Here is a 22,556-nt window from a genome sequence, read left to right as displayed (position 1 = left end):
ATCCTATTGTTGTGCTTCTACGGGACGTTGATCGGGAATGTGTTCTGCGGGTTGACTTTCGATTGCAGGTTCATTGTCTAATCCCGGTACCGGCAGAGTTAAATTAGGCCCTTGGCGGATAATTCTGCTGCCAAAATACAAGGCACAAACAAACAAAAAGCTGTAAATAACAGCAAAGAAACTGAGAGAAGTTAAAACATTGCTGGCGGGGATATTTGACACCGCGTCAGCAGTGCGAATTTGCCCGTATAAAGCCCAAGGTTGTCTGCCGACACAGCGCACAATCCAACCCGATTCTACAGCAATATATCCCAGGGGAGCAGCTAATACCCAAGCGCGCATCAGCCAAGGTTGACTGTTAATATTTTCAGCAGAAAGTTTGCCTCGCAGCCACTGAATTATACTGAACAGCATCAGTCCTAAAAAGAAGAATCCAATCCCGGACATGATGCGGAAACAATAGTAGATTAAACCCACCATCCGGGGTCTATCTTCTGGCTGCCATTCCTTCAATCCGAGTACGGGTTCGGAGAGTTCTTGTTTGAATTCCAAAACGTATCCTAAGCCATTAGGTACGCTAATTTCCCAGTCATTTTTTTGGGCTTTTTCATTAGGTAAAGCTAGCAAAGTCCAATCGGCTGACTCTCCCGCTGGTGAAGTTTCCCACTTAGCTTCGATTGCTGCTAATTTAGTGGGTTGATAGTGATAAACTTGTTCGGCACTCAAATGTCCGATGTATATTTGCAAAGGTGCAACGGCGATTGCTGTCGCTATGGCAATTTTTAAAGACTTGGAAAAAAAGGCTTGGTTGCGCTTATTGAGAATGTACCAAGCGCTAATGCCCCCAATGACAAACAGCGAAGTTTCTAACGTCGCAAAAAACATATGAAGAATGCTGTTTAATGCGAACGGGTTCATAATTGCTTGAAAGTAATCGCTGACAATAAACTTGCCATTGACCATTTCTCCACCCGCAGGAGTTTGCAGCCAAGAGTTAGCGACTAAAATCCAGACTGTGGATAGGTTAGCGCCGAAGGCTACCATGATTGTAGCGAAATAATGGACGATCGGGTGAACGCGCTCCCAACCAAACAGCATAATTCCTAAAAAGCCGGCTTCTAGCATAAATGCCATTGAAGCTTCAAAGCCCAAAATGCTGCCAAAAAAGTCACCAACAGCTTCAGAAAATGGTGCCCAATTCGTGCCAAACTGAAATTCCATCGGAATTCCTGAAGCTACTCCAATACCGAAGTTAAGGACGTAGAGTTTAGACCAAAAACGAGCGTGATGGTAGTAGTCGGGATTGCGAGTTTTTAGCCACATTCCTTCAACAATTACCAGATAAATCCCCATTCCAGTTGTCAAAACTGGCCACAGCATATGGAATATGGCGGTTAGCGCAAATTGCATCCGCGATAGGGCCACGGTGTTAGATAAGATATCCATCGTTATATCCTTTGGTCAGTTCAAGAGATGTTAGCTTGCACAAATCTCATAATGGACACTGACAAGGTAACGCAGAAATTTACTTAGTGCAGAATGCACTGACTTATCTTTATTAAAAATTAAGATTTGCTGTTTGAAGGAAGAAGGAAGAAGCCAAGCGCAATAAAATCAATAACATCAATAGTTTCAGCAATTAAGCACGTCCTACGCCTCTTGGTAGTTGCTATAATAGTAATTTAACTCAATTATAGGTCGCGTGTCCCCCTTAACTTAAAATAGAAAACTTACTCTCAATCTTCCTCTTCTTTTCTCCCCCCGGCTCTCTCGGCAGTTAATTAATATAAAATCTCTCCATAATCAGTCCTTAAAATCTCAAATGGTATTACCTAACCGTGACAGTGTAACTCAGTTTAAACGGTTGAAAATTAGCTTGTTTTTTGGCTGTTCCGCTCAAGTAAAGCTGGTAAATGCCAGCCTTGGGAAACACGATATCAGCTCCGGGAATCCCTTGATATTTCTCGGCTGATATGGCTTTTAAAGGCGGCTGCATCAGTGGCTTATCCCCTTCTTGGCGCTCTTTTGTTGGATAAACCGCTAATTTGCAATTGCACTGCTCTAAGGGGATAATTTTGCCGCCCCGGCGAGTCAGCGCAAACCACACTCTCGCAGACTGTCCGGCGCGGGGGTTGTGGTTTGGTTCTAGGTGAAAGGTAGCGGCTACATCTCCCGATACTTCGACTTGGTGCGCCAAAACTGAAATCGAGTTTAACTGCGGCGCAGTGGGAATTGCTGCTTCAATTAGCAATCCCAAAAAAACTAACAATCCTAAACTTTTACTTTTGTTTGACAGGCGAAACATAGAACTTCTCTAGTGATAAAATTGACCAAAAAAAGCGCGATCGCACTAGCAAGACGCCCAGGGCAATTATACCCAACAGCAGCGCCCCCAATTGATTAACCGCCGTCGATTCAAAGCCGCCGAGATAGTGGGAACCGATGAGTGCAGCGTGTACAGCGCACAGCAAGAAAGCTGGAACGCTTAACAGGTGAAGCATTCGCCACAGTTGGCCTAAATAATTTTGAATACGATCGCAACTTGTAACCGCCGCCGGCAACATCAACAGCAGCGCCGTCATCCCAGCCGCCATTCCCAACTGGTGCTGCGGCAACATAAAAGATAGCGCGTCAAAATTCCATTTCAGCGTATGGTCCAGCATATGAAACGTGTGGGCGACTGCTAAGACAAACGCGCCCACACCCAAGACGCGGCGATAGCGCAACAGTTGCGGCAAAAATTTGCTAACCGGACGCGCCAACAGTGCTAGCATCAAGCACAGCAGCGCTGCGTGGCCTGTAAAATCAACCATTTCATCGGTTCGCAGCAAGGTAAGAATCCCGATCGCCACTGTCACCCAACCACCCGCACGAAACAGTTGACTGCGCTTGTCCGCGCTCAATCTGCCAGCAAAAAAACTCACTCCCAGCATAGTTGGCAGCGTGCCGAGTCCAAAAGCCAGCATCGTCGCCGCACCCAAAACCGGGTTTCCGGTTTCCGCCGCCTTAATCTGGGCTGCGTAGAGGAAACCGCAGGGAATCAAACCCCAAAGCAAACCCAAAGCAATCGGCACCCACCAGTTTTTTTGCGCCGAAAGGTTGCTCATTGCTTGTCCGACTCGATCGTGCGACAGCGGGTGCAATCGGGGCAATCCCGGCAGTAAGTTCGGTTTAATTTGCCCTACTCCGAACCAAATCAGCATCGTGCCCGTTAGAAGTGCGATCGCCCGCCGCAATTCGCTACCCGTACCTGCCAAAAGTCCGCCAGCCATTAACACCGAACCCAGTCCGCCAATTGCAGCACCAACTAAAGCGTAAGCAGCAATTCTCCCGAAATTTAGCAGCAAATGAAAGCGGAAAGCAGCTAATTTATCGTTGCGGGAATTAGAAAGAGAAAATGCCATTGTCAGCGGGCCGCACATCCCAGCGCAGTGACCGAAACTGCCGAGAAATCCCAAAATTGCAATTAGCAGCAGGTCTAGCATTTTGCTGTTTTTTTCTCAAACAACGCCATCAAGGTATTGACAATATTTTCTTTGGATTTTGGACGCTTTTTTCTTTAGTTTTTACAAAAACTTATCTCATTCGAGCGTTTTTGTCAAAATACAAGTTGCCCAACTTCTATCTAATCTCACCCATATTTAAAATGACTAATGACTGATAACTAATAACTACTTTTGTTCTGGATGGGCCGCCGCCGGCGAAGCTGCACCCATTTGATTAATAGCAGCAATTAGCTGATAAAGCCGCCCCAAATCCCGCTGGTTGAAATGCAAAGTCAGGCGCGGCAGATCGAAAGTCACATCTCCCATTTCCGGCGGCAAAGCTTGACTTTTTTCAATTTTTCCGGTGACAACAATATCGCTAAAATCAGTATTTAGCCGAGCGACATTCTCTTCAGAAAGCTCTGTTTTCAAGCGAATTACCAGTTTTTCGCGCACGTAGCGGCAGGAGTGATAAACCAGATAAAAACTACCTATAGCCTCGCAAGCGACATTTATATCGTCAGTAATCGTATACAGGCTGCGATCGTCGGCTGAAATCAAACCGCGGCCCCGCAATTGTTTTTGCACAAAATAATTCCAATCGTGCCAATAATCTCCTCCCGGTCGATCGATCAATACCACAGGAGCCGGCCCGAACTTGCCAGTTTGAGTCAAAGTCAGACACTCAAAAGCCTCGTCCAGAGTGCCAAAACCGCCCGGAAACAGAGCCAAAGCATCGCTCTCCCGGAGAAAAAATAACTTGCGAGTGAAAAAATATTTAAAATTGAGCAATTTGGGATCGCCGGCAATGAAAGGATTAGAACTCTGCTCGAAAGGTAACTGAATGTTCAGCCCAAAAGAACGTTCCGCAGTCGCCCCCTCGTTCCCCGCCTGCATAATTCCGCCACCGCCGCCAGTAATCACCATAAACCCCTGCTGGGCCATCGCGCGCGCAAAGTCTCTAGCCATCAAATATTCTGCCGATTGCGGTGACACCCTCGCCGAACCAAAAATCACAATTTTGCGAACGTGGCGGTAAGGATAAAACAGCTCAAAAGCGCTCTCCATATCTCGGAGTGCCGCCGCAATAATCTTCAAGTCTAGGCGATCGAGATCCTCTCTGGCCATTTGCACTATAGTAGAGAGCGATCGTTCAATCCACTCAGAGTGCTTCAACATTGGCAAGCGATCGAGCAAATCCATCACTTCAGCTTGGAGGGACTCAAAACCTTGACCAGACCCAGAACGAATCATGAATTTTTCCGAAACGATAACAAATTGTCTCTACTAAAAATTAAGGGGCAAGCCAAAGTTATAAGCTAATAGCCACCAGCAAATTGCCGTGCTGGCCACTAATAACTTTTCCCGTAGCTTTGCCCCGGTTCTGAAGCGAGTGAGCTTTCGCGGCCCAAAAAGAACAGCGCGAAACCGCTCGCAGTTGGGTTAAATGTACTTTTCCAGAGTGTTGGCCAGAGTAGTTTTCGGAACTGCCCCAACAACCATATCCACACGTTGACCGCCCTTAAATATCATCAGCGTCGGAATGCTGCGGATACCGTATTGGCTGGCCACGTTAGGATTCTCGTCGGTATTAACTTTTACTACCTTGACCTGCCCTTCATATTGCTGGGCAATTTCGTCTACGACGGGCGCCACCATCCGACAGGGCCCGCACCAGGGAGCCCAAAAATCCACTAGAACTGGAACTTCGCTATCGAGCACTTCCTGCTTAAAGGTAGAGTCGGTTACTTGCGCGGCTGCTGACATCCCTAGCCATCCTTGTAAATACTATTTCTCGGATAACAAGTCTAGCAAAAAATGTAACCACTTGCGTCAACGATTTTAACAGAACGCTTCTGAAGGAAGAAGAAAGACGGTAGAAGGAAGAGGGAAGACGGTAGAAGGAAGAAGGCACAAGGTGTCTGAACGAACAAGGCACTGATTTTTCCGAAGGCACTGATGTTTCCGAAGGCAGAATGCACTTATGTAGAAAAAAAATTCTCCCACTCCCAGACTCTCCCAATCTCCCACTCTCCCCCTCTCCGGAGCTAAAAGCCTCAGTTCTGTATCTAGTAAGCAAGAGCCAAGATTTCCGTCAAAAAAGGAACCGCCCGAACAGTAGTCCGGGCGGAGTGTGGTGTGAGGAGTGAACGGAAACATGCGTCTCCGCTTCTTCTATTGTGACATCTCCTTCTCGATAATTCCACAATATTCTGTAAATTTCGAGACTCTTGAACAAATTTTGTCAAGGTATGCTGGTATTCGATCGGTAAATCTACTTACCCATGCCCAACTGCTGAGCTTTTTGATAGACTTTACCCTCAGTCAGCAGAGAAGGAGCAATTACCACTTCCACTTGCTGCATCTCCTTAATATCCTTAGCGCCCAAGGTACCCATGCTAGTTTTTAGAGCTCCGAGCAAGTTGTGCGTACCGTCATCTAGCACCGCAGGCCCCCGCAAAATTTGTTCCACAGTACCCGTAGTCCCTACGCGAATGCGAGTGCCGCGCGGCAAAACCGGGCTAGGAGTCGCCATCCCCCAGTGAAAGCCGCGGCCAGGAGCTTCGGCGGCCCTGGCAAAAGGTGAACCAATCATCACTCCATCGGCACCACAGGCAATGCACTTGCAGATATCGCCGCCAGTAATTAAACCGCCGTCAGCAATCACCGACACATATTTGCCAGTTTCGCGATAGTAGTCGTCCCGCGCAGCGGCGCAGTCTGCTACCGCTGTGGCTTGAGGAACCCCGACACCCAATACGCCCCTAGATGTGCAAGCAGCCCCCGGCCCAATGCCCACGAGAATGCCCGCAGCTCCAGTTTTCATTAAATTCAGGGCGACTTCGTAGGTCACGCAGTTACCCAGAATTACTGGTATCGGCATCTCTTGACAGAATTGTGTCAAATCTAAAGATGAGATTGATTCAGGGGAAAGGAAAGCTGTCGATACTACAGTTGCTTGGACAAAAAATATATCGGCTCCCGATTCAGCAACCGCCCGGCCGTATTTGCTCGCGCCGGCCGGTGTACCGCTAACGGCAGCAATCCCTCCTCCAGCTTTAATTTCTTTAATTCTGAGCTCGATTAATTCTGGCTTGATGGGTTCGGCATAAAGTTCCTGCATCAGGGAAACAAATTCGTGATTCCCCACACTGGCGATGCGCTCTAATATTGGCTGAGGGTCGGCATAGCGGGTTTGAATTCCTTCTAGGTTGAGCACGCCCATTGCTCCCAATTCCGACAGCAAAATTGCCATGCGGACATCGACTACTCCATCCATGGCGCTGGCGATAATCGGGATTTCTCGATCAATCCCGCCAATCTGCCACTTGGTATCTGCCAAACTCGGATCGAGGGTGCGCTGTCCCGGTACGAGCGCAATTTCATCTATGCCGTAAGCTCTGCGAGCGCTTTTGCCCCGCCCAATTTCAATATTCACGCTGTTTCACTTCCACAATGTATTTAAATTAGACTAACAAAAAGTTAGCCCGCCCGAGTTTAGCTATCGCACGGCTATCTTTAAAAAAAGCTCGGCACTGATTCTGATTGTATTCCGATTATATGAAATCGAAGAGGATACTTTTCCTCAGCAACGGCCACGGGGAAGACTCGATTAACTGTCAAATTCTCAAAGCTTTAAGAGTATCTGGCGCGGATTTTGATGTTTCTGCAATCCCGATTGTAGGTGACGGGGCTGCTTACCGCCGATCGACCGTGCCCATTATTGGGCCCACCAGTCAAATGCCTTCTGGGGGAGTTTTTTACATGAACCCCCTGTTTTTCCTCAAAGATATTGGGGCGGGGCTGATTGCTTTGACTTGGCAGCAATTGCAGGCTGTTTGGAGGCATTCGCGCCACTGCGATTTGGTGGTGGCAACTGGGGATATTGTCGCCGCTGCGATCGCCCATGCCAGCAACCGCCCCTATATAATTTTTCTATCGGCCCATTCTAGTTATTACGAGGGGCGAGTCGATTTGGGTTTAATTTTGTGGCAGTTGCTTTCCTCCGAGAAATGCCTGGCGGTTTTTACTAGAGATGCTTTGACTGCTGCTGACTTAAACCGACAGGGTTTAAATAAAGCTCAGTTTGTCGGCAATCCTGTCATGGACAACCTCAATTCTACGGGCAAAGATTTGCAGTTAATACCCGGAGTTCGGACGATCGCCCTTCTCCCCGGTTCTCGCCTCCGGGAAGCCACCGACAACCTCGTTTTGCTCCTGCAACTGGTTAAAGAAATTGCTAATAACTCTTCTACTTTACCGATGCAGTTTCTGGCAGCTTTAGTTCCCAATTTGATGCCTCAATTAGATGATATTGCGAGGCTTTCAGGATGGCAACACCGATCGGGCAAGCTCATTTTTCCAGCAATCAAACGGTCTTTTTGTGAAGAAAAATTAGTCGAAGTGATGTGCTGGGCCGATGCTTTCGCCGATATTTTGCAGCAGTCTAGTTTAGTAATTGGGATGACTGGAACTGCTGTCGAACAAGCTGTGGGCTTGGGAAAACCTGTAATTGCAGTACCGGGAAACGGCCCTGCCTTTACCTATAGATTTGCGGAGGCTCAAAATCGGCTTTTAGGTGATTCGGTGCAGGTTATTGGCAGACAACCAGCGAATTCGGATATTATCAAGGAAGCTGCTTTGGCAGTCGATCGCACTTTGCAAGATGATAAATATTTAGCCAGTTGCATTCAAAATGGTTTAGAGAGAATGGGGCGATCGGGCGGCAGCATAAAAATTGCTAATTACGCGGCCAACTATCTGGGTTATTGATTGTGGTAGGGTGGGTCAGGTTTTAATTTTTCAATCTACGAAAAGTCTAATTGTGACGCACTATTTATATCGTTTTCGGTTGCATCGGAATAATAAAATCGAGTCAACATTTAACACTCAACCATTCAGTTTTTCGACCCGCCCGTCAACAGTCATGATGAGTGCAACCGGAATTGATATTATTTCCTGGTGCGTCAGTATGAGATTGTTGATTTGTCGCAAAAATAATTGTGGCTGACGCACCCTACTGCTATTTCAACAACTCAGAAACTGTTTTAAACTGGTAACCTTTCGACTGCAAATCCTTGACAATCATCTCAGTTGCTGCTACGGTTTTCGAGCGATCGCCCCCGCCGTCGTGCATCACCACAATCGAACCCGATCGCACATTTGCAATCACCCGGTTTGCGATATCTTCTACCGTGTGTGTTTTTTCATAATCTTGAGAATCCACATCCCACATAATCAGTTTTTTGTGCATTTGGGACACCAAATAAGACAAAACTACAAATCGCCGACCCCAAGGCGGCCGAAAACTGATAGTTTCTTGTTTAACGCCCAACTCTTGTAAAAGTTTGTCGGTTTTTTCAATCTCAGACAGCAAAACTTCCCGGGGTTTAAACATCATATCTTTGTGAGAGTAAGAATGGTTTGCCAACTCATCTCCCCTCGCGATAATCATTTTCACGATTTCTGGATGTTTCTCAATATTGCGACCGATTTCAAAAAAAGTTGCTTTAACTTGATAGCGGTCTAAGATATCTAAAAGCTGATTTGTATAGGGAGGATAGGGCCCGTCGTCGTAGGTGAGGGCAACAACTTTCACTTCGGTATCGGCGCGGTTGATGCCGAAATAATTGTGAAATTTAGTAACTTTAATTAACAGCGATACTGCGAAAAATAATCCTATGGTAAACAGCAGAAGCTTTTGTGATTTTTTACCTATTCGCATAGCTGCACGCACTCGATCGAGAATGAAAGTGGATTGTTGTCAGATTACCACAATTGGGGAGCTGAATCCTTAAGCTATTTTATCATTAATTATTTTCTGTTCCCAAATTTTTCAGTTTTGGCGATCGCACAGTAGCTAGAGGCTTCAAGTGCCAGTACACTTGTACGCTACATATAGCGTAAGTCAGTCCAGAGCAAAAAAGCAATAATAAAAGATCGGGAGTTGTAGGGGGGTCAGGCAAGGATTTATATTCGGAGCGAGTTTACTGCTCCTCTCACCCGCTCCTCCCTATGTTATATTTATTTGTATACTTAACTTTTTTAGGCAGCAATAATTCCCAACATGATTTCACTGCCAGATATCACAATTGTCAGCCAGATTTACGAAAGTGCTAATTCCTTCGTATACCGAGGCATCCTCAAATCAAATCAGCAACCTTTGATTTTGAAACTCCTCAAAGAGGATTACCCCACACCAGCCGAACTCTACCGCTATCAGCAGGAATACGAAATCACTCGCCTTCTCAACCTAGATGAAACGATTAAAGCCTACGAACTGCGAAAATACGAAAACACACAAGTCATGTTGTTGGAAGATTTTGGAGGAGAGTCCTTAAAAATCCTGCAGTCAGGTCATCCCTTGGCTTTACCAGATTTTGTCCACCTAGCCATCCAAATCACAGATGCGTTAGGCAAAGTTCATCAAAAAAAGGTCATTCACAAAGACATCAATCCATCTAACATTGTCTTGAATCCTCAAACAGGACAATTAAAAATTATTGACTTTGGCTCATCTACCATCCTATCCCAAGAGACTCCCAGCCTCACAAGTCCAAATCTTCTAGAAGGGACATTGGCTTATATGTCTCCAGAACAAACAGGCAGGATGAATCGAGCGATAGACTACCGCACTGACTTTTATTCTCTTGGCGTTACTTTCTATGAACTACTAACCAACCATTTGCCTTTTACATCCATCGATGCACTTGAGTTAGTCCATTGCCATATTGCCAAACAACCCACTCCACCTCATGAAATTAATCCAGAAATTCCCTTGACAGTCTCAGGAATTGTCATGAAATTAATGGCAAAAACTGCGGAAAAGAGATATCAGAGTGCTTGGGGAATCACGGCAGATTTAAAACAATGTCTCGCTCAATCTAGAAATGGTCAAATTCAACCTTTTTCCTTGGGATACCAAGACATTTATCCTCAATTACAACTACCTCAAAAACTGTACGGGAGAGAATCACAGATTGACTTTTTATTGACTGCATTTTTTGATCGCGTCGCTTCTGGAGAAGAGAAACAAGTAGGGGCGAGCAATCCAAAGACAACTCAGTCACAACATCTGCGGATACAAAGACAAACTGAACTCATTCTAATTTCTGGATACTCTGGTATTGGGAAATCAGCTTTAGTTCAGGAATTGTCTAAGCTCATCACTCAAAAAAGCGGCTATTTTATTGCAGGTAAATTTGACCAGTTGCAACGGGATATTCCCTATCAAGCTTTAGTCGCTGCCTTCCAAGAATTGGTGCGACAATTGCTCACCGAAACTGAAGCCCAATTACAACTGTGGCGAGAGAAGATTCGACGTGCATTAGGAATCAACGGACAAATTATTATTGATGTCATCCCTGAAGTGGAACTGATTATTGGCAAACAGAATCCAGTCCCAGAATTACCTGCAACAGAAGCAAGAAATCGGTTTAATTTAACTTTTCAAAACTTTATTCAAGTTTTTTGCCAAAAAGAACATCCCCTCGTCCTCTTTCTAGACGACCTTCAGTGGACAGACAGCGCTACGTTGCAATTTATCCAGTTAATAATGACCGATTTTACTATTCAATATCTGTTTGTAATCGGAGCTTATCGAGATAACGAAGTCAGTGCAACTCATCCTACTATGCTGACTTTATCGGAAATGAAAAAACAGGGAGTAGTAATTAATCATCTCTCTCTTTTACCCTTAAATTTAAACCAGGTTAATGAATTAATTGCGGATGCGCTGAAAACCGAGTGCATCCCTACGCAAAGATTAGCAGAGTTGGTTTGGCAAAAAACACAAGGAAATCCATTTTTTATTAAAGAGTTTCTCAAGTCACTTGATACAGAGCAATTGCTGAATTTTGATCCTAATACTGGGGCTTGGCATTGGGATTTAGAGCAAATTATAAGTAGGAATATTACTGATAACGTTGTTGAGTTCATGGCAGAGCAAATTCAAACACTATCAGAATCAGCACAAAAAGTTTTACGATTAGCCGCTTGTATTGGCAACCAATTTGATTTACCCACCCTTTCAATTATTAATGAAACTTATCAAAAAGAAACGGCGGATGAATTATGGAATGCTATTCAATCAGGATTTATATTACCCCTTGGAGATGATTACAAATTCCTGAAAACAGACCGATATACAAAAGAATTAAAAATTACTTATAAATTTGCTCACGATCGCATTCAGCAAGCCGCCTATTCCCTAATTCCCCCACACGACAAGCAAGCGGTTCACTGGAAAGTCGGGCAACTGTTGTTAGAAAATACGCCACCACAGGTACTCCAACAAAAGATTTTTGATATTGTCAATCAACTAAACTTCGGTATTGAAGCAATTGACATCCCGTTAGAAAGAGATAAACTTGCTCAATTAAATCTGATTGCTGGCAAAAAAGCGAAGGCATCAGCAGCTTGGAAACCAGCCTGGAATTACTTAAGAATTGGTATAAATTGGCTGAGTGCAGATAGTTGGCTTCGTCAGTATGACCTCACTCTGGCACTGTATGTGGAAACAGTAGAAGCTGCTATCTTGAGTGGCCACGTTGAGGAAATGGAAAAATTGGCTAACCTAGTGCTTCAACAAGCTACTTCGTTGCTGGATAAAGTGAAAGTCTATGAAGTCAAGATTCAAGCCTATACAGCACAAAACAAACCGTTAGAAGCGATAGAGACGGCACTTTCAGTATTAAAGCTGTTGGGGATTCGTTTTCCCAAGAAGCCAACAAAATTAAACATTTTCCTTGAACTGATGAAGACAAAGTTAAGTTTAGTAGGGAAACGAGTTGAGGACTTGATCGACCTACCATTGATGACGAATCCTGATAAAATGGCAGCAATGCGTATCCTATCAAGTGTAGTTTCTGCGTCCCATTTAGCCCGACCTGAATTGCTACCGTTAATTGCGTTTAAACAGGTAAACTTATCAATTCAATATGGGAATACTTCGGTATCTTCTTGTGCGTATGCTACTTACGGACTAATTCTCTCTGGGGAAACCGTAGGAGACATTGAGACTGGTTATCAATTTGGGCAACTTGCTATCTTGTTACTCGATAAGTTTAATACTAAAGAACTCACAGCCAGAACCATATTTATTGTTAATTACTTTGTCAAACATTGGAAAGAGCATCTTAGGGAAACTTTAAACCCTTTGCAGAATGCTTACTCGATCGCCTTAGAAACTGGAGATTTAGAATATGCAGCTTATTCGGCCTGCGTATACTCCTACCATTCCTATGTATTGGGGAAGGAATTGCCAACAGTCGGGGCAGAGATGGCAATGTACAGTAATACCCTCAGCCAACTGAAGCAAGAAACATCATATTACTATAACCAACTCAATCGACAGGTTTTATTGAACTTGATGGGACAGGCTGAAGATAAATGCCGTTTAATCGGTGAAAGCTATGACGAAACAAAAATGTTACCCTTGCATCGAGAGGCGAATGCTCAAAATCTTTGTCGCTCGGTCTATTTTTACAAGCTATTTCTCTGCTATCTTTTTCAAGACTATCAGCAAGCTATAGAAAATTCTAAATCAGCCGAAAAATATAGCGATAGCGCTGTAGGTACTATTCCTCTCTACCATTTCTACAATTCTTTACTTTATCTGGCTATCTATTCTGACGCACCAAAATCCGAGCAAAAACTCATCCTCCAGAAGGTGAAAGCCAACCAAAAAAAGATCAAAAAATGGGTTCATTTTGCTCCAATGACTCACCTCCATAAACTCTATCTAGTGGAGGCAGAACGATATCGAGTTTTGGGGAAAAATGCTAGGGCGATCGACTACTACGATCGCGCCATTGCCTTAGCCAAAGAATATGAGTACATCAACGAAGAGGCTTTGGCTAATGAACTGGCTGCCAAATTCTACATCGCTTGGGGAAAAGAGCAAGTTGCCCAAGCCTATATGACAAATGCATACTACTGCTATTTACGTTGGGGTGCAACAGCTAAAATGACTGATTTGAAACGACAGTATCCACAACTTTTAAAGCGTTTTACCACAGTCAATACGTCCATAGATTCGCGCAACAGCTTGTCTAATACCTCTGGCAGCACTTCAGGTGAAACCCTTGATTTGGCAGCATTGATGAAAGCATCTGGGGCAATTGCCAGTGAAATTGAGTTGGATAAACTCCTCACGACTTTGATGAAAATCCTGCTGGAAAGCTGTGGTGCACAAACTGGCTATCTAATTTTAGAGTCTCAAGGACAACTGCGAGTCGAAGCGTCAGGTGAGGCTAACTCAAATCAAGTGATGGTGTTGCAATCTACTCCTATAGAAACCTGTCTTCCTTTGTCGATTATTCACTATGTTGAGAGGACTAAACAAGGACTGATTGAAACCAATGTTGCCCGTGAAGGGCGATTTACCCAAGATACTTATATCAAAACACAGCAGCCCAAGTCTATCCTTTGCGCCCCTCTGCTCAATCAAGGGCAATTAATTGGAATTGTTTATTTGGAAAATAATTTAGCAGATGGCGTTTTTACACCCGATCGCCTGCAAGTGATTCAATTGCTTTCAACTCAGGCGGCGATCGCCCTTACCAACGCCAGACTCTACACTCAGGTACAATCGACGCAAAATCGCCTGAATAAAATCCTTAATGCTATTCCTTTTGGCATATCCGTTCACGACGCCAAAGGACAACTGGTTTACGCCAATCCAGTTTCACAGCAGTTACTGAATATTCAAGATTTACCCAAAGCCGAAATCGAGCAACTCTCAGAAACCTATCACGTTTATCGGGCAGGCACAGCCCAGATGTATCCAGTGGAACAGCTACCCTTGGTGCGAGCGCTTCGCGGTGAAAAAACATGGGCGGATGATTTGGAACTGCACTACAGTGAGCGAATCGTTCCCTTAGAAGTAACTAGCACGCCAATTTTTGATGACACGGGTAATGTAGAGTATGCGATCGCAGCTTTTCAAGATATTAGCGAACGCAAGCAGGCACAGATTACGCTCATCGAAAATGTCCGTTTAGAACAGGAAATTCGCGAGCGCAAAAAAATAGAAGAGGCTCTGCAGCAGAGCGAGGCACGCTACCTTGGTATTCTGGAAGACCAGACAGAACTAATTGCCCGGTATCTGCCAGATGGTGCCGTTACCTTTGTTAATGAAGGCTTCTGTCGATTTTTTGGACTGACAAGGGAACAACTCATCGGGCATCACTACGAACCTGTCGTGTTTGAAGAAGACCGCGAATATGTAACCCGATTCGTCAATTCCATTAGCCGAGAAAATCCCGTTGTCACAATTGAAAATCGGGTGATTGTTAGCTCCCAAGTGCGTTGGACGCAGTGGGTTAACCGAGGGATATTTGATGATTCCGGTTGCATTGTTGAATTCCAGGCGGTAGGACGAGATATCAGCGATCGCAAAAAAGCCGAAGCAGAACTCGAACGCGCAAAAGAAGCCGCCATTACCGCCAACCTCGCCAAAAGCACTTTCCTTGCCAACATGAGCCACGAATTGCGAACTCCCCTGAACGCCATTCTCGGTTTTTCTCAACTGATGAATCAGGATACCAATCTGTTAAATGAACAAAAAGAGAACCTTAACATTATTCAGCGCAGTGGAGAGCATTTATTATCTCTAATTAACCAGGTGCTTGACCTTTCCAAAGTTGAAGCGGGAGGCATGACGATATCTGAAAATAATTTGAACATTCATCACTTTTTAGCTGAAATCGAGGATATGTTTGCGTTGAAAGCCCACGCTCAAGGCTTACACTTACGATTTGAATGTGCTGCAGATGTTCCTAAGTATATCTGCGCGGATGAAGTTAAATTGCGACAAGTGCTGATTAATTTCATTAGTAACGCGGTTAAGTTTACATCTTCGGGAAGTGTGTCTTTAGAAGTAAAAAATAAACAGGTAAAAGCCCAAAGTGAAGCCGGAACAAAAACAACCAACAACCCACAATCAACAACCATTACCTTTGAAGTAAAAGATACGGGAGTTGGCATTGCGGCAGAGGAACTGGTGAATCTATTCAAACCCTTCGTGCAAACAGCATCCGGTCAAAAAGTGCAGCAAGGAACCGGATTAGGACTGACGATTAGCCGTCAATTTGTCCGCTTGATGGGAGGTGAAATAACAGTCATTAGTCACGGTAAAGCTTTTACCCCTGGAATGCCTCTCAAGGAATTTTTAGAAGACACAACGGGCACAACATTTAAATTTGACATTCCTGTGGGCATCGCTGATGCCAGCGCCATTCAAAACCAACCCCAAAGTCGTCGCGTCGTTGCGCTAGCGCCTAACCAACCCCAATATCGCATCTTAGTGGTGGACGATCGAGATTACAATCGGCAACTGTTAGTTAAACTCCTCAAACCTGTTGGTTTTGAAGTTGAAGAAGCGACTAACGGTATTGAAGCGCTTGAAATTTGGGATTCATACTCACCCCATCTGATATGGATGGACATGAGAATGCCCGTTATGGATGGTTATGAAGCCACGAAACGCATTAAAGGCACCCTTAAAGGTCAAGCTACTGCTGTTATTGCTATTACTGCTAGCGTGTGGGAAGAAGAAAAGGCAGTTATTTTATCGGCTGGTTGTGATGATTTTGTGCGAAAACCGTTCCACACAGAAGCCATCTTTGACATCATGGCTAAACATTTGGGGGTCGGTTATATTTATCAGGATCAAGACCTACCCTCTCCCCCTTCTAATGTGACTGGAGAACCGTTAAATTTCACTGATTTATTAGCAGCGATGTCAAAAAAATGGATAATAAAATTATATGAAGCAGCTATGGACGCTGATTCGGAATTAGTTTTTCAACTCCTAGAGGAGATTCCTGAATATCACGCTTTCGAGCTTGAAACTCTCATGGGTTGGGTGACGAAGTTTCAGTTTGAGAAGATTCTCGATTTAACTGAACCATTAAGTTGGTGAAGTACACCCGCCTATCGATCGATACTGCACTTCATAAACCAGGGATACGCTGTATGTTGCACCATTCTCAAGGACAGGCTTTCCGGCCTGTTCCACAATAAACATTATTTCCTGTGCGGTGGGCAAGACAGCCCGCCCCTAGAAGAGTTATTGAAAATGGTAGAATATCTCAGGTTTATCCTATTTGATAACACGCGGTTGGTTCTGTTCCATCATTGACTTTAATGACGACTGTTCTAAGTCTGTAAGGTCGCGGATGGTAATTGAGCAACCGTCTCCCAATTTAACAGCAGTGAAATAATAGCATTTACCAAGGTAATCATTTTCTAGATGAACCTCTCCTTCAAGCGATTCTCCAGTCTCAACAACTTCTACTAATAAATCAAACAATCCTGGACTCAATTGATTAAGCAGTTTTTTGAGCACGGGTTCGCTCGCGATATCTGTTCGTTTTTTCCCTAAGAGTCTGGCAAAAACAGGGTTAACTACCAAGCAGCGAAAATCTTCAATTTCTCCAGCGATATCTCCCCTCACCGCCTCCACTGCGGCTATTCCATCCAGAGATGAGTTTAGCAAATTTGCCAGCAGGCTGCGAGATTGGTAGGCAATTTCTGCGGTTTGCTGGTGTCGAGCGAGTGCTTCTTTAAGCTGGCGTTTTTGGTGCTCGATAGTGACCTGAGTTTCGAGGCGAACTAGCAGTTCTTCCAACTGAAAAGGCTTAGAGATATAGTCAGCTCCCCCTACCTTAAAAGCTTTTACTTTATCAAAAAGTTGGTCAAGTGCGCTTAAGAAAATAATCGGAACTTCTGAGGTTTTTTCATCAGATTTGAGGGCTTCGCAGACTTGATAGCCGTCCATGTCTGGCATTTGAATATCCAGCAAGAGAGCATCGGGGGGATGATTGCGAACAGTCCTCAAGGCCATCGCACCATTAGTGACGCAGCGAACTTTATATCCCTCCTTAGTTAGAACTTCTGTTAGAAAATGTAGATTTTGTGGGAGGTCATCAACAATTAAAATGTTGCCTTTGCAAGTTTCTAATTGATCGATGTCACTTCCTCCGGCCGCAGCCCTCATGATAAGTTCGCCTTTTGCATCGGCGATCGCACTTGTGGTGCTTTGCTTCTCTAGCAGAGAGCGAAAGTTATTTTTACTAACTTTTTCTCCCATTACGTCTGAAATGCGCTGCCAGAGGAGGGAAGATGAATCTTTGATATGTCCTACACTGAGGTACAAGCTGTCAGCAACAGCACTATAAGTTGCATTTTTCCAAGCAGCTTTTAAAATTTCCTGCTCAAGAAAATTTAACGGTTTACTGGTTTTGGACTCTAAGGCTGATTCGATAAATTCTAGGGCTTCTTCAAAAGTCATATACACATCCCTCTCATCGGGTAAGGTTTGTCCCGTTTTGCACCCTAATTTTGAGTTGCGCACCGTAGTAAGTCGGTGGAGAAATCTCTAATAGCTATTATGACCGACTTATTGACAATTACGCTCCGGGGCGATCGCCCCCGATCCTGATTCCACCTTGTCGAAACCCGAAAAAGGGGCTCGCGGCCGCCTAATTATTTTTGAGGGCGATCGGCTTAAACCCTTTAAATGCAAGGCTTTTAAGTTGCTTGTCACCCCGTCAGCTATTTGAGTTTGTTCGCTTAAATTTTTGTTCGCCTCTTTCTTCACCAGTCTTGGAGGCACTCCGACTCTCAGAAACCTGGTTTTTACCTTGGGTGCGGGCTACAACCTGTGTATTTTCCTCCCTCAAACCCGGTTTCACCGGCCGCCATGCGTCCAGGACTATTCACATAACGATCCAAATGATCCGACTTTTCCGACTTTACGATCCGACTTTTCCGACTTGTTTTATGCCTATATGCCAAACATACTATTAATAGCATCCACCAAAAGACAGATAACAGTACCAGTCATGCTGTCGCTCTGCTCTATCTAAAGATAGATAGTAAAACCAGGGGGTCCGACTTTTCCGACTTTACAATCCGACTTTTCCGACTGACAGGGGCGGGGAAGGGGAGCCAGGATACAGACATGGAAAGGATGCAGCCTCAAAAAAAGAGCAACTGAATCCAATTTTTATCCGCATAAATACTGAGACCACACTCAGCTAGATGTTTGCCGGATTGGGGTGCAACGAAAAAAGCAACAGAGGAATGTTCCTTCACCTTTATCTTTCACCACTTTTAAAATCATGTCAAATTCTCAATCTGTTATTGCAAAAGACATTCGGTATTGTCCAGAAGATATAGAGAAAGCATTTTGGCAGCTATGGCAGCAGAATCGAGATTATCTTTACCGTTGCTGTCTCAGGTGGATGGGAGGGAATCATACTGATGCCGAAGAGGTTCTCAGTCGCGCCATGCTCAAAGCTTTGGATAAATTGCCAGACTATGCCGAAAAAATCACCAACCTCCGAGCTTGGCTGATTCGCTTAACCCATAATCTATGTATAGATATACACCGAGAACGTCGCCGGAAAGCAATGCAGATGGAGGATATTGAAGAAATAGCTGCTACAGGAAATTCAGCAGTTATTTCTGGTTTGGACTCTCCTGAAGAGGCACTTCTGCATCATGAGTTGGGGAGATACATTCGCCGCGCTATTGATACTCTTCCTTCTCGACTGCGAACTCCGTTTATCCTGCGTTACTGGCACCAGATTGCCTATCAAGATATTGCCCAACAACTTGCTCTCTCGCTCAATAACGTTTACAAGCGCATCCAACAGGCGCGAGAACTTCTGCAAAAGCGTTTGAGCCGGTATTTGTCAGGGTTGGATGATGCTTTGTTAGATTCCTCCGAGTCGTCAAAAAAGGGGGACGTTGCCTTTAGCGGGGATGATTTTGCAGTAGGGGTAGTGCCCCAGTGCCTACCGCGTCAAGATTGTGGGCCGATCGCGGGTGAGGCGATCGCGGGTGGGGCAGCCACGGGTGGGGCAGCCACGGGTGGGCCGATCGCGGGGGAATTGCCCCTACAATTCGATGAAACGATCGCATCCGACTCGATCGCCCCCATCCCTCAAAACATTGGCGAGACAATTAATTATCAAGTAGCAGCAATATGTCTAGAAACACTGCACTCCGGGTGGTATCCCTCACTCAGTCCTCTGGGGTGGAGTTGAATGCTTACCTGGTTTTAGACGAAAAGCCAGCCCGAATTGACCAGAAGCTGAAAACATTAAGTGAGTACGTGCAGCAGTATCCTTCTGGGTGGAAGAAACGGTTGGAATTGGCGAATCTGCTGTATGCAATGGGTCGTATTGAGCAGGCGGTTGAGGAGTATCGCCAAGTGATCGATCGGCAGCAACCATTGATTGGCGTGCGGTTGCAATTGGGGAAACTCTTGCAGCTTATGGGACGAGAGGTTGAGGCAGTAGCGGTTTATGAAAGTGCCTTGGCCAATGCACGCAATCAGGCGACTCGGCAGCATATCAGCGGATCGATCGCACTCTGTAGAGGTGACACTCAGGCAGCGATACTCGCTTTTGAGTCGGCGGCTTCCCTAGAACCAAATAATGCGGCTCACTGGCTGGCGTTGGGGCAGGTGCAAAGGGGGAGAGGGGATGCGGTTGCAGCTTTGCGATCGTTCGATACGGTTTTGTCACTGAACCCGGATGATGTTGTAGCGCTGATTGACAGCTACGACGCGAGTCAGGCGGTGGGGAATGTGCGCCAAGCGCAGCGGCGGTTGAGCAAAGTGCTAGAGCTGGCTCCGGGTGATTTCCGAGCGCTCAAACGACTGGCGGATACTCGTTGCCGGATGAGATTGGTATCGGGTGAGGAGGGGAAGCAGACTAAACAGATGATTAGTTCTGTGCTGCAACTGGCTCCTGATGCGGCGGATGCCCGCGAGTTGCTGGCATATTATCACGTTTTCCGGGGGGAGTCGGCTAACGGGATTGGGGTGTTGGAACGGTTTACTGAGGAACACCCGAATCATCCGAGGGGTTGGTATTCCTATGGGCGGTGTTTGTTCCATACGGGGGAATATCAGAAAGCGGCTGAGGCGATGCTGAAGGCTTATCGTCTCTATCCCCAGGATTGTGAAATTTATCGGGCGTTGTGCGAGATTTTGTCTTTAACCTCTCCCCCAGTTCCTCTCGATCCCTCCTCCGCCACCCTTAAAAAGGGGGGAACCAGTCTCAAAGTCCCCCTCGATCGGGGGGATTTAGGGCGATCGAACAATCAAGTAATCCTTGCATCAATAGTAGAAGAGATGCTCGATCGTTTTCCCGATCGCTGGAGTGTTTGGACGACGGCGGGGCGGGTGTTGGTGGAAAGTTTTCAGGAGATCGATCGGGGGTGTGCTGTCTCTGTGCGGGGGACGCAACTTGAACCGCAGTTACCTGATGCTTGGTTTTGTCATGGGCGGGTGTTGGCGCTGGCGGGGAAACACCGGGAGGCGGTGGAGGCTTTGGCGCAAGGATGGCAGTTGTTACCGGAAGATGGGGGTTATCTGCAATCTGTGTCTGCTGCGGTGTGGCTGGGGGAGAGTTATCGGGTGTTGGGGGATGAGGTGGCGAGTCGGAAATGGTTGGAAAAGGCTTGTCAGTCTCAGGAATTGATGGAGTTTGACCCGGCGATGGCTTGTTACTGGCAAGGGAGAGCGTTGTTGCGGTTGGGGGATGTGACGGAGGCTGTGGAGGCGTATCGAAGTGCGCTGAGTCGGCGGTTGCTTTACCCTTTTCGCGGGGAGGTTGAGGAGGCTGTGAAACGGTTGGAAGGTAAGAGGCGAAAGGGCGATCGGGCTAAAGCGTAGAGCCTTGACTTCTTAGGGAAGGCGGGGATCTGAACCTGTCAGAGTGCATTAAGTTAGGAAAAAACAGCCTCTAACTCGAAAAATTCAGAAATTGACCTCTGGATTCGTCTTATAGGTGTAGAGACAAAAATAAAGTTTTGTCTCGAATAAAAAACCACATCAAACTCATATCAAAGGAGGATCATTATGATTTATAGACGTTGGTTTTAAGTCAATATTTAATCAGCCAAATTACATTTCTAAATTGATGAAATGTGATTTAAAATAGATGTAGAGTGGGCACTGCTCACCCTACATTTTTTGTTTCTGACCTCAACTCAATGACAAAATCTGGTGCAATGGGGGAAATTAGAGTTCTCGTGTTTGAGGCTGGTTTCATGGGTGCATAGAGTTAGGGAAAAACAGCGGCTAACTTGAAAAATTCAGAAATTGACCTCTGGAATCGTCTTATAGGTGTAGAACAGAGACATTGGTTCTCCTTTCTACATCGTTTTACTTTACAGGGAGAGCAACCACCTATGACTGCAACATTTACACTTCACACTGTTCGGTGCGAAATTCCAAGTTCTGGAGTTAATAGCGGTTTGTTACAACAAATTGGCGGTTATGTAGAGCAAGCATCATCTGTAGCAAAACTCTTACCAGGCGGTCAAGTTGTCGGGGGATTTTTTACAGTCGGCGAAGCTTTGCTAGGTGTGCAAAACGTCTTAAAACAAGCGGAAGGTTTGACGGGCGTTCTTACTTCTATTGGACAAAAGTTTGCCGATCAGTTGTACATTAAGCGCGGGGATGAAAAAGTATTTCCCACAGACGAGAAATATGTCGATATCTCCAAAGAACAGGAGATAAAAACAGATATATCTTTTAATTTTGACAACGAAATTAAGCTCACTCTTTGGGAGTGGGATGCGATAAGTAGTGATGACTTTCTTGGAGAGTTAGTTGTCTCAGAAGAACTTGCTCTCCAGGAAGATACGCCTGAAGCAAAGGCTAAACAACGAGTAGCTTTAAAGGAAGCATTGGCTACAATTCCTGATGACGCACCCGACTACGAAAAACAAGAGGATGAGGTGCGTCGGAAGCTTATGAAACCAAAAATTAATACCTATGTGATGAAGAACGACTCGGAGGGGTGTATTTACACGCTGGTTTACTCTGTTACTAAGGCTTGACATCTTTTTGAGAGAGAGAGTGATCGTATTTTCGATGAGAGAGAGCGATCGCTCCTTGAAACAGCTTCACCAAGTACAACAGTTTAGAGATAGCTGCACCATCTTCTTGCAGTTACACTAGATGAAAGGGTAGTGCTTTTATGTAAAGGATGGAGAAAATAGAGGCGGTTGAGCCTTCAGAATTGCTAATCGGATTTGGTGATT

The 22,556-nt window shown here is 45.3% G+C and carries 14 protein-coding genes; 5 read left to right on the top strand and 9 right to left on the bottom strand.

The features are described from left to right. Positions 1-3 precede the first annotated feature (3 nt). From QUA53_RS25265 to QUA53_RS25240, 6 genes are all read right to left on the bottom strand, one after another. Entirely contained in the window at positions 4-1,446 is a 1,443-nt protein-coding gene (locus QUA53_RS25265) for a cytochrome ubiquinol oxidase subunit I (RefSeq protein WP_333100393.1), read from the bottom strand. Between the two features lie 382 nt (positions 1,447-1,828). Continuing rightward, complete coding sequence (locus tag QUA53_RS25260; protein ID WP_333100394.1) at positions 1,829-2,305, bottom strand: hypothetical protein; 477 nt, start codon at positions 2,303-2,305, stop codon at positions 1,829-1,831. Next, positions 2,280-3,485: an urease accessory protein UreH domain-containing protein gene (locus QUA53_RS25255; RefSeq protein ID WP_333100395.1), complete on the bottom strand. Its 1,206-nt coding sequence runs from the start codon at positions 3,483-3,485 to the stop codon at positions 2,280-2,282. Before QUA53_RS25255 ends, QUA53_RS25260 begins: the two co-directional genes overlap by 26 nt. Positions 3,486-3,671: 186 nt before the next feature. Then, the gene (locus tag QUA53_RS25250; protein WP_333100396.1) at positions 3,672-4,739 is read right to left on the bottom strand and encodes an LOG family protein; all 1,068 of its coding nucleotides are present in this window, start codon (positions 4,737-4,739) and stop codon (positions 3,672-3,674) included. A 189-nt stretch (positions 4,740-4,928) separates the two neighbouring features. Beyond that, positions 4,929-5,252, bottom strand: coding sequence for a thioredoxin (gene trxA / locus QUA53_RS25245; protein ID WP_006631199.1), 324 nt, complete (start codon positions 5,250-5,252; stop codon positions 4,929-4,931). Between the two features lie 508 nt (positions 5,253-5,760). Beyond that, positions 5,761-6,924 carry a GuaB3 family IMP dehydrogenase-related protein gene (locus QUA53_RS25240; protein ID WP_333066301.1) on the bottom strand — a complete coding sequence of 388 codons (1,164 nt, stop codon included), beginning with the start codon at positions 6,922-6,924 and terminating at the stop codon, positions 5,761-5,763. Between the two features lie 122 nt (positions 6,925-7,046). Between QUA53_RS25240 and QUA53_RS25235 the strand changes: the two genes are divergently transcribed. Continuing rightward, positions 7,047-8,258, top strand: a complete 1,212-nt coding sequence (locus QUA53_RS25235; RefSeq protein WP_333100397.1) for a lipid-A-disaccharide synthase-related protein — start codon at positions 7,047-7,049, stop codon at positions 8,256-8,258. Positions 8,259-8,508: 250 nt separating this feature from the next. On the opposite strand, the gene QUA53_RS25230 is transcribed toward QUA53_RS25235, so the two are convergent. Continuing rightward, on the bottom strand, positions 8,509-9,210 hold the full coding sequence (locus QUA53_RS25230) for a polysaccharide deacetylase family protein (RefSeq protein WP_333100398.1): 702 nt from the start codon (positions 9,208-9,210) through the stop codon (positions 8,509-8,511). 342 nt (positions 9,211-9,552) lie between these two features. Here QUA53_RS25230 and QUA53_RS25225 point away from each other — a divergent pair, with 342 nt between their 5' ends. Then, positions 9,553-16,410, top strand: a complete 6,858-nt coding sequence (locus QUA53_RS25225; protein ID WP_333100400.1) for an AAA family ATPase — start codon at positions 9,553-9,555, stop codon at positions 16,408-16,410. A 180-nt stretch (positions 16,411-16,590) separates the two neighbouring features. Here the strand turns inward: QUA53_RS25225 and QUA53_RS25220 are convergent, their stop codons facing one another. Together QUA53_RS25220 and QUA53_RS25215 are read right to left on the bottom strand one after the other, a co-directional pair. Next, positions 16,591-17,781: a response regulator gene (locus tag QUA53_RS25220; RefSeq protein WP_333100401.1), complete on the bottom strand. Its 1,191-nt coding sequence runs from the start codon at positions 17,779-17,781 to the stop codon at positions 16,591-16,593. A 108-nt stretch (positions 17,782-17,889) separates the two neighbouring features. Then, on the bottom strand, positions 17,890-18,105 hold the full coding sequence (locus QUA53_RS25215) for a hypothetical protein (RefSeq protein WP_333100402.1): 216 nt from the start codon (positions 18,103-18,105) through the stop codon (positions 17,890-17,892). Positions 18,106-18,613: 508 nt separating this feature from the next. On the opposite strand from QUA53_RS25215, the gene QUA53_RS25210 reads away from it, so the two are divergent. From QUA53_RS25210 to QUA53_RS25200, 3 genes are all read left to right on the top strand, one after another. After that, complete coding sequence (locus tag QUA53_RS25210; RefSeq protein ID WP_333100405.1) at positions 18,614-19,543, top strand: RNA polymerase sigma factor; 930 nt, start codon at positions 18,614-18,616, stop codon at positions 19,541-19,543. After that, a complete protein-coding gene (locus QUA53_RS25205) occupies positions 19,483-21,180 on the top strand; it encodes a tetratricopeptide repeat protein (protein WP_333100406.1) in 1,698 nt (565 codons plus the stop codon). The genes QUA53_RS25210 and QUA53_RS25205 overlap by 61 nt, the downstream gene beginning before the upstream one ends. A gap of 518 nt (positions 21,181-21,698) precedes the next feature. Then, positions 21,699-22,352 (top strand): hypothetical protein, encoded by a 654-nt coding sequence (locus QUA53_RS25200; protein ID WP_333100408.1) that lies wholly within the window; start codon positions 21,699-21,701, stop codon positions 22,350-22,352. Positions 22,353-22,556 lie beyond the last annotated feature (204 nt).

This window comes from Microcoleus sp. Pol12B3 (assembly GCF_036701355.1).
In the GTDB taxonomy this organism is placed as follows: domain Bacteria; phylum Cyanobacteriota; class Cyanobacteriia; order Cyanobacteriales; family Microcoleaceae; genus Microcoleus.
This window is presented reverse-complemented; position numbering and strand designations above follow the sequence as displayed.

Excerpts from the sequence above, each read along its gene's own strand:
- QUA53_RS25250 (WP_333100396.1), bottom strand. The coding sequence starts at position 4,739 with ATGATTCGTTCTGGGTCTGGTCAAGGTTTTGAGTCCCTCCAAGCTGAA.
- QUA53_RS25225 (WP_333100400.1), top strand. The coding sequence starts at position 9,553 with ATGATTTCACTGCCAGATATCACAATTGTCAGCCAGATTTACGAAAGT.
- QUA53_RS25205 (WP_333100406.1), top strand. The coding sequence starts at position 19,483 with ATGTCTAGAAACACTGCACTCCGGGTGGTATCCCTCACTCAGTCCTCT.
- QUA53_RS25255 (WP_333100395.1), bottom strand. The coding sequence starts at position 3,485 with ATGCTAGACCTGCTGCTAATTGCAATTTTGGGATTTCTCGGCAGTTTC.
- QUA53_RS25210 (WP_333100405.1), top strand. The coding sequence starts at position 18,614 with ATGTCAAATTCTCAATCTGTTATTGCAAAAGACATTCGGTATTGTCCA.
- QUA53_RS25265 (WP_333100393.1), bottom strand. The coding sequence starts at position 1,446 with ATGGATATCTTATCTAACACCGTGGCCCTATCGCGGATGCAATTTGCG.
- QUA53_RS25260 (WP_333100394.1), bottom strand. The coding sequence starts at position 2,305 with ATGTTTCGCCTGTCAAACAAAAGTAAAAGTTTAGGATTGTTAGTTTTT.
- QUA53_RS25235 (WP_333100397.1), top strand. The coding sequence starts at position 7,047 with ATGAAATCGAAGAGGATACTTTTCCTCAGCAACGGCCACGGGGAAGAC.
- trxA (WP_006631199.1), bottom strand. The coding sequence starts at position 5,252 with ATGTCAGCAGCCGCGCAAGTAACCGACTCTACCTTTAAGCAGGAAGTG.
- QUA53_RS25220 (WP_333100401.1), bottom strand. The coding sequence starts at position 17,781 with ATGACTTTTGAAGAAGCCCTAGAATTTATCGAATCAGCCTTAGAGTCC.
- QUA53_RS25200 (WP_333100408.1), top strand. The coding sequence starts at position 21,699 with ATGACTGCAACATTTACACTTCACACTGTTCGGTGCGAAATTCCAAGT.
- QUA53_RS25230 (WP_333100398.1), bottom strand. The coding sequence starts at position 9,210 with ATGCGAATAGGTAAAAAATCACAAAAGCTTCTGCTGTTTACCATAGGA.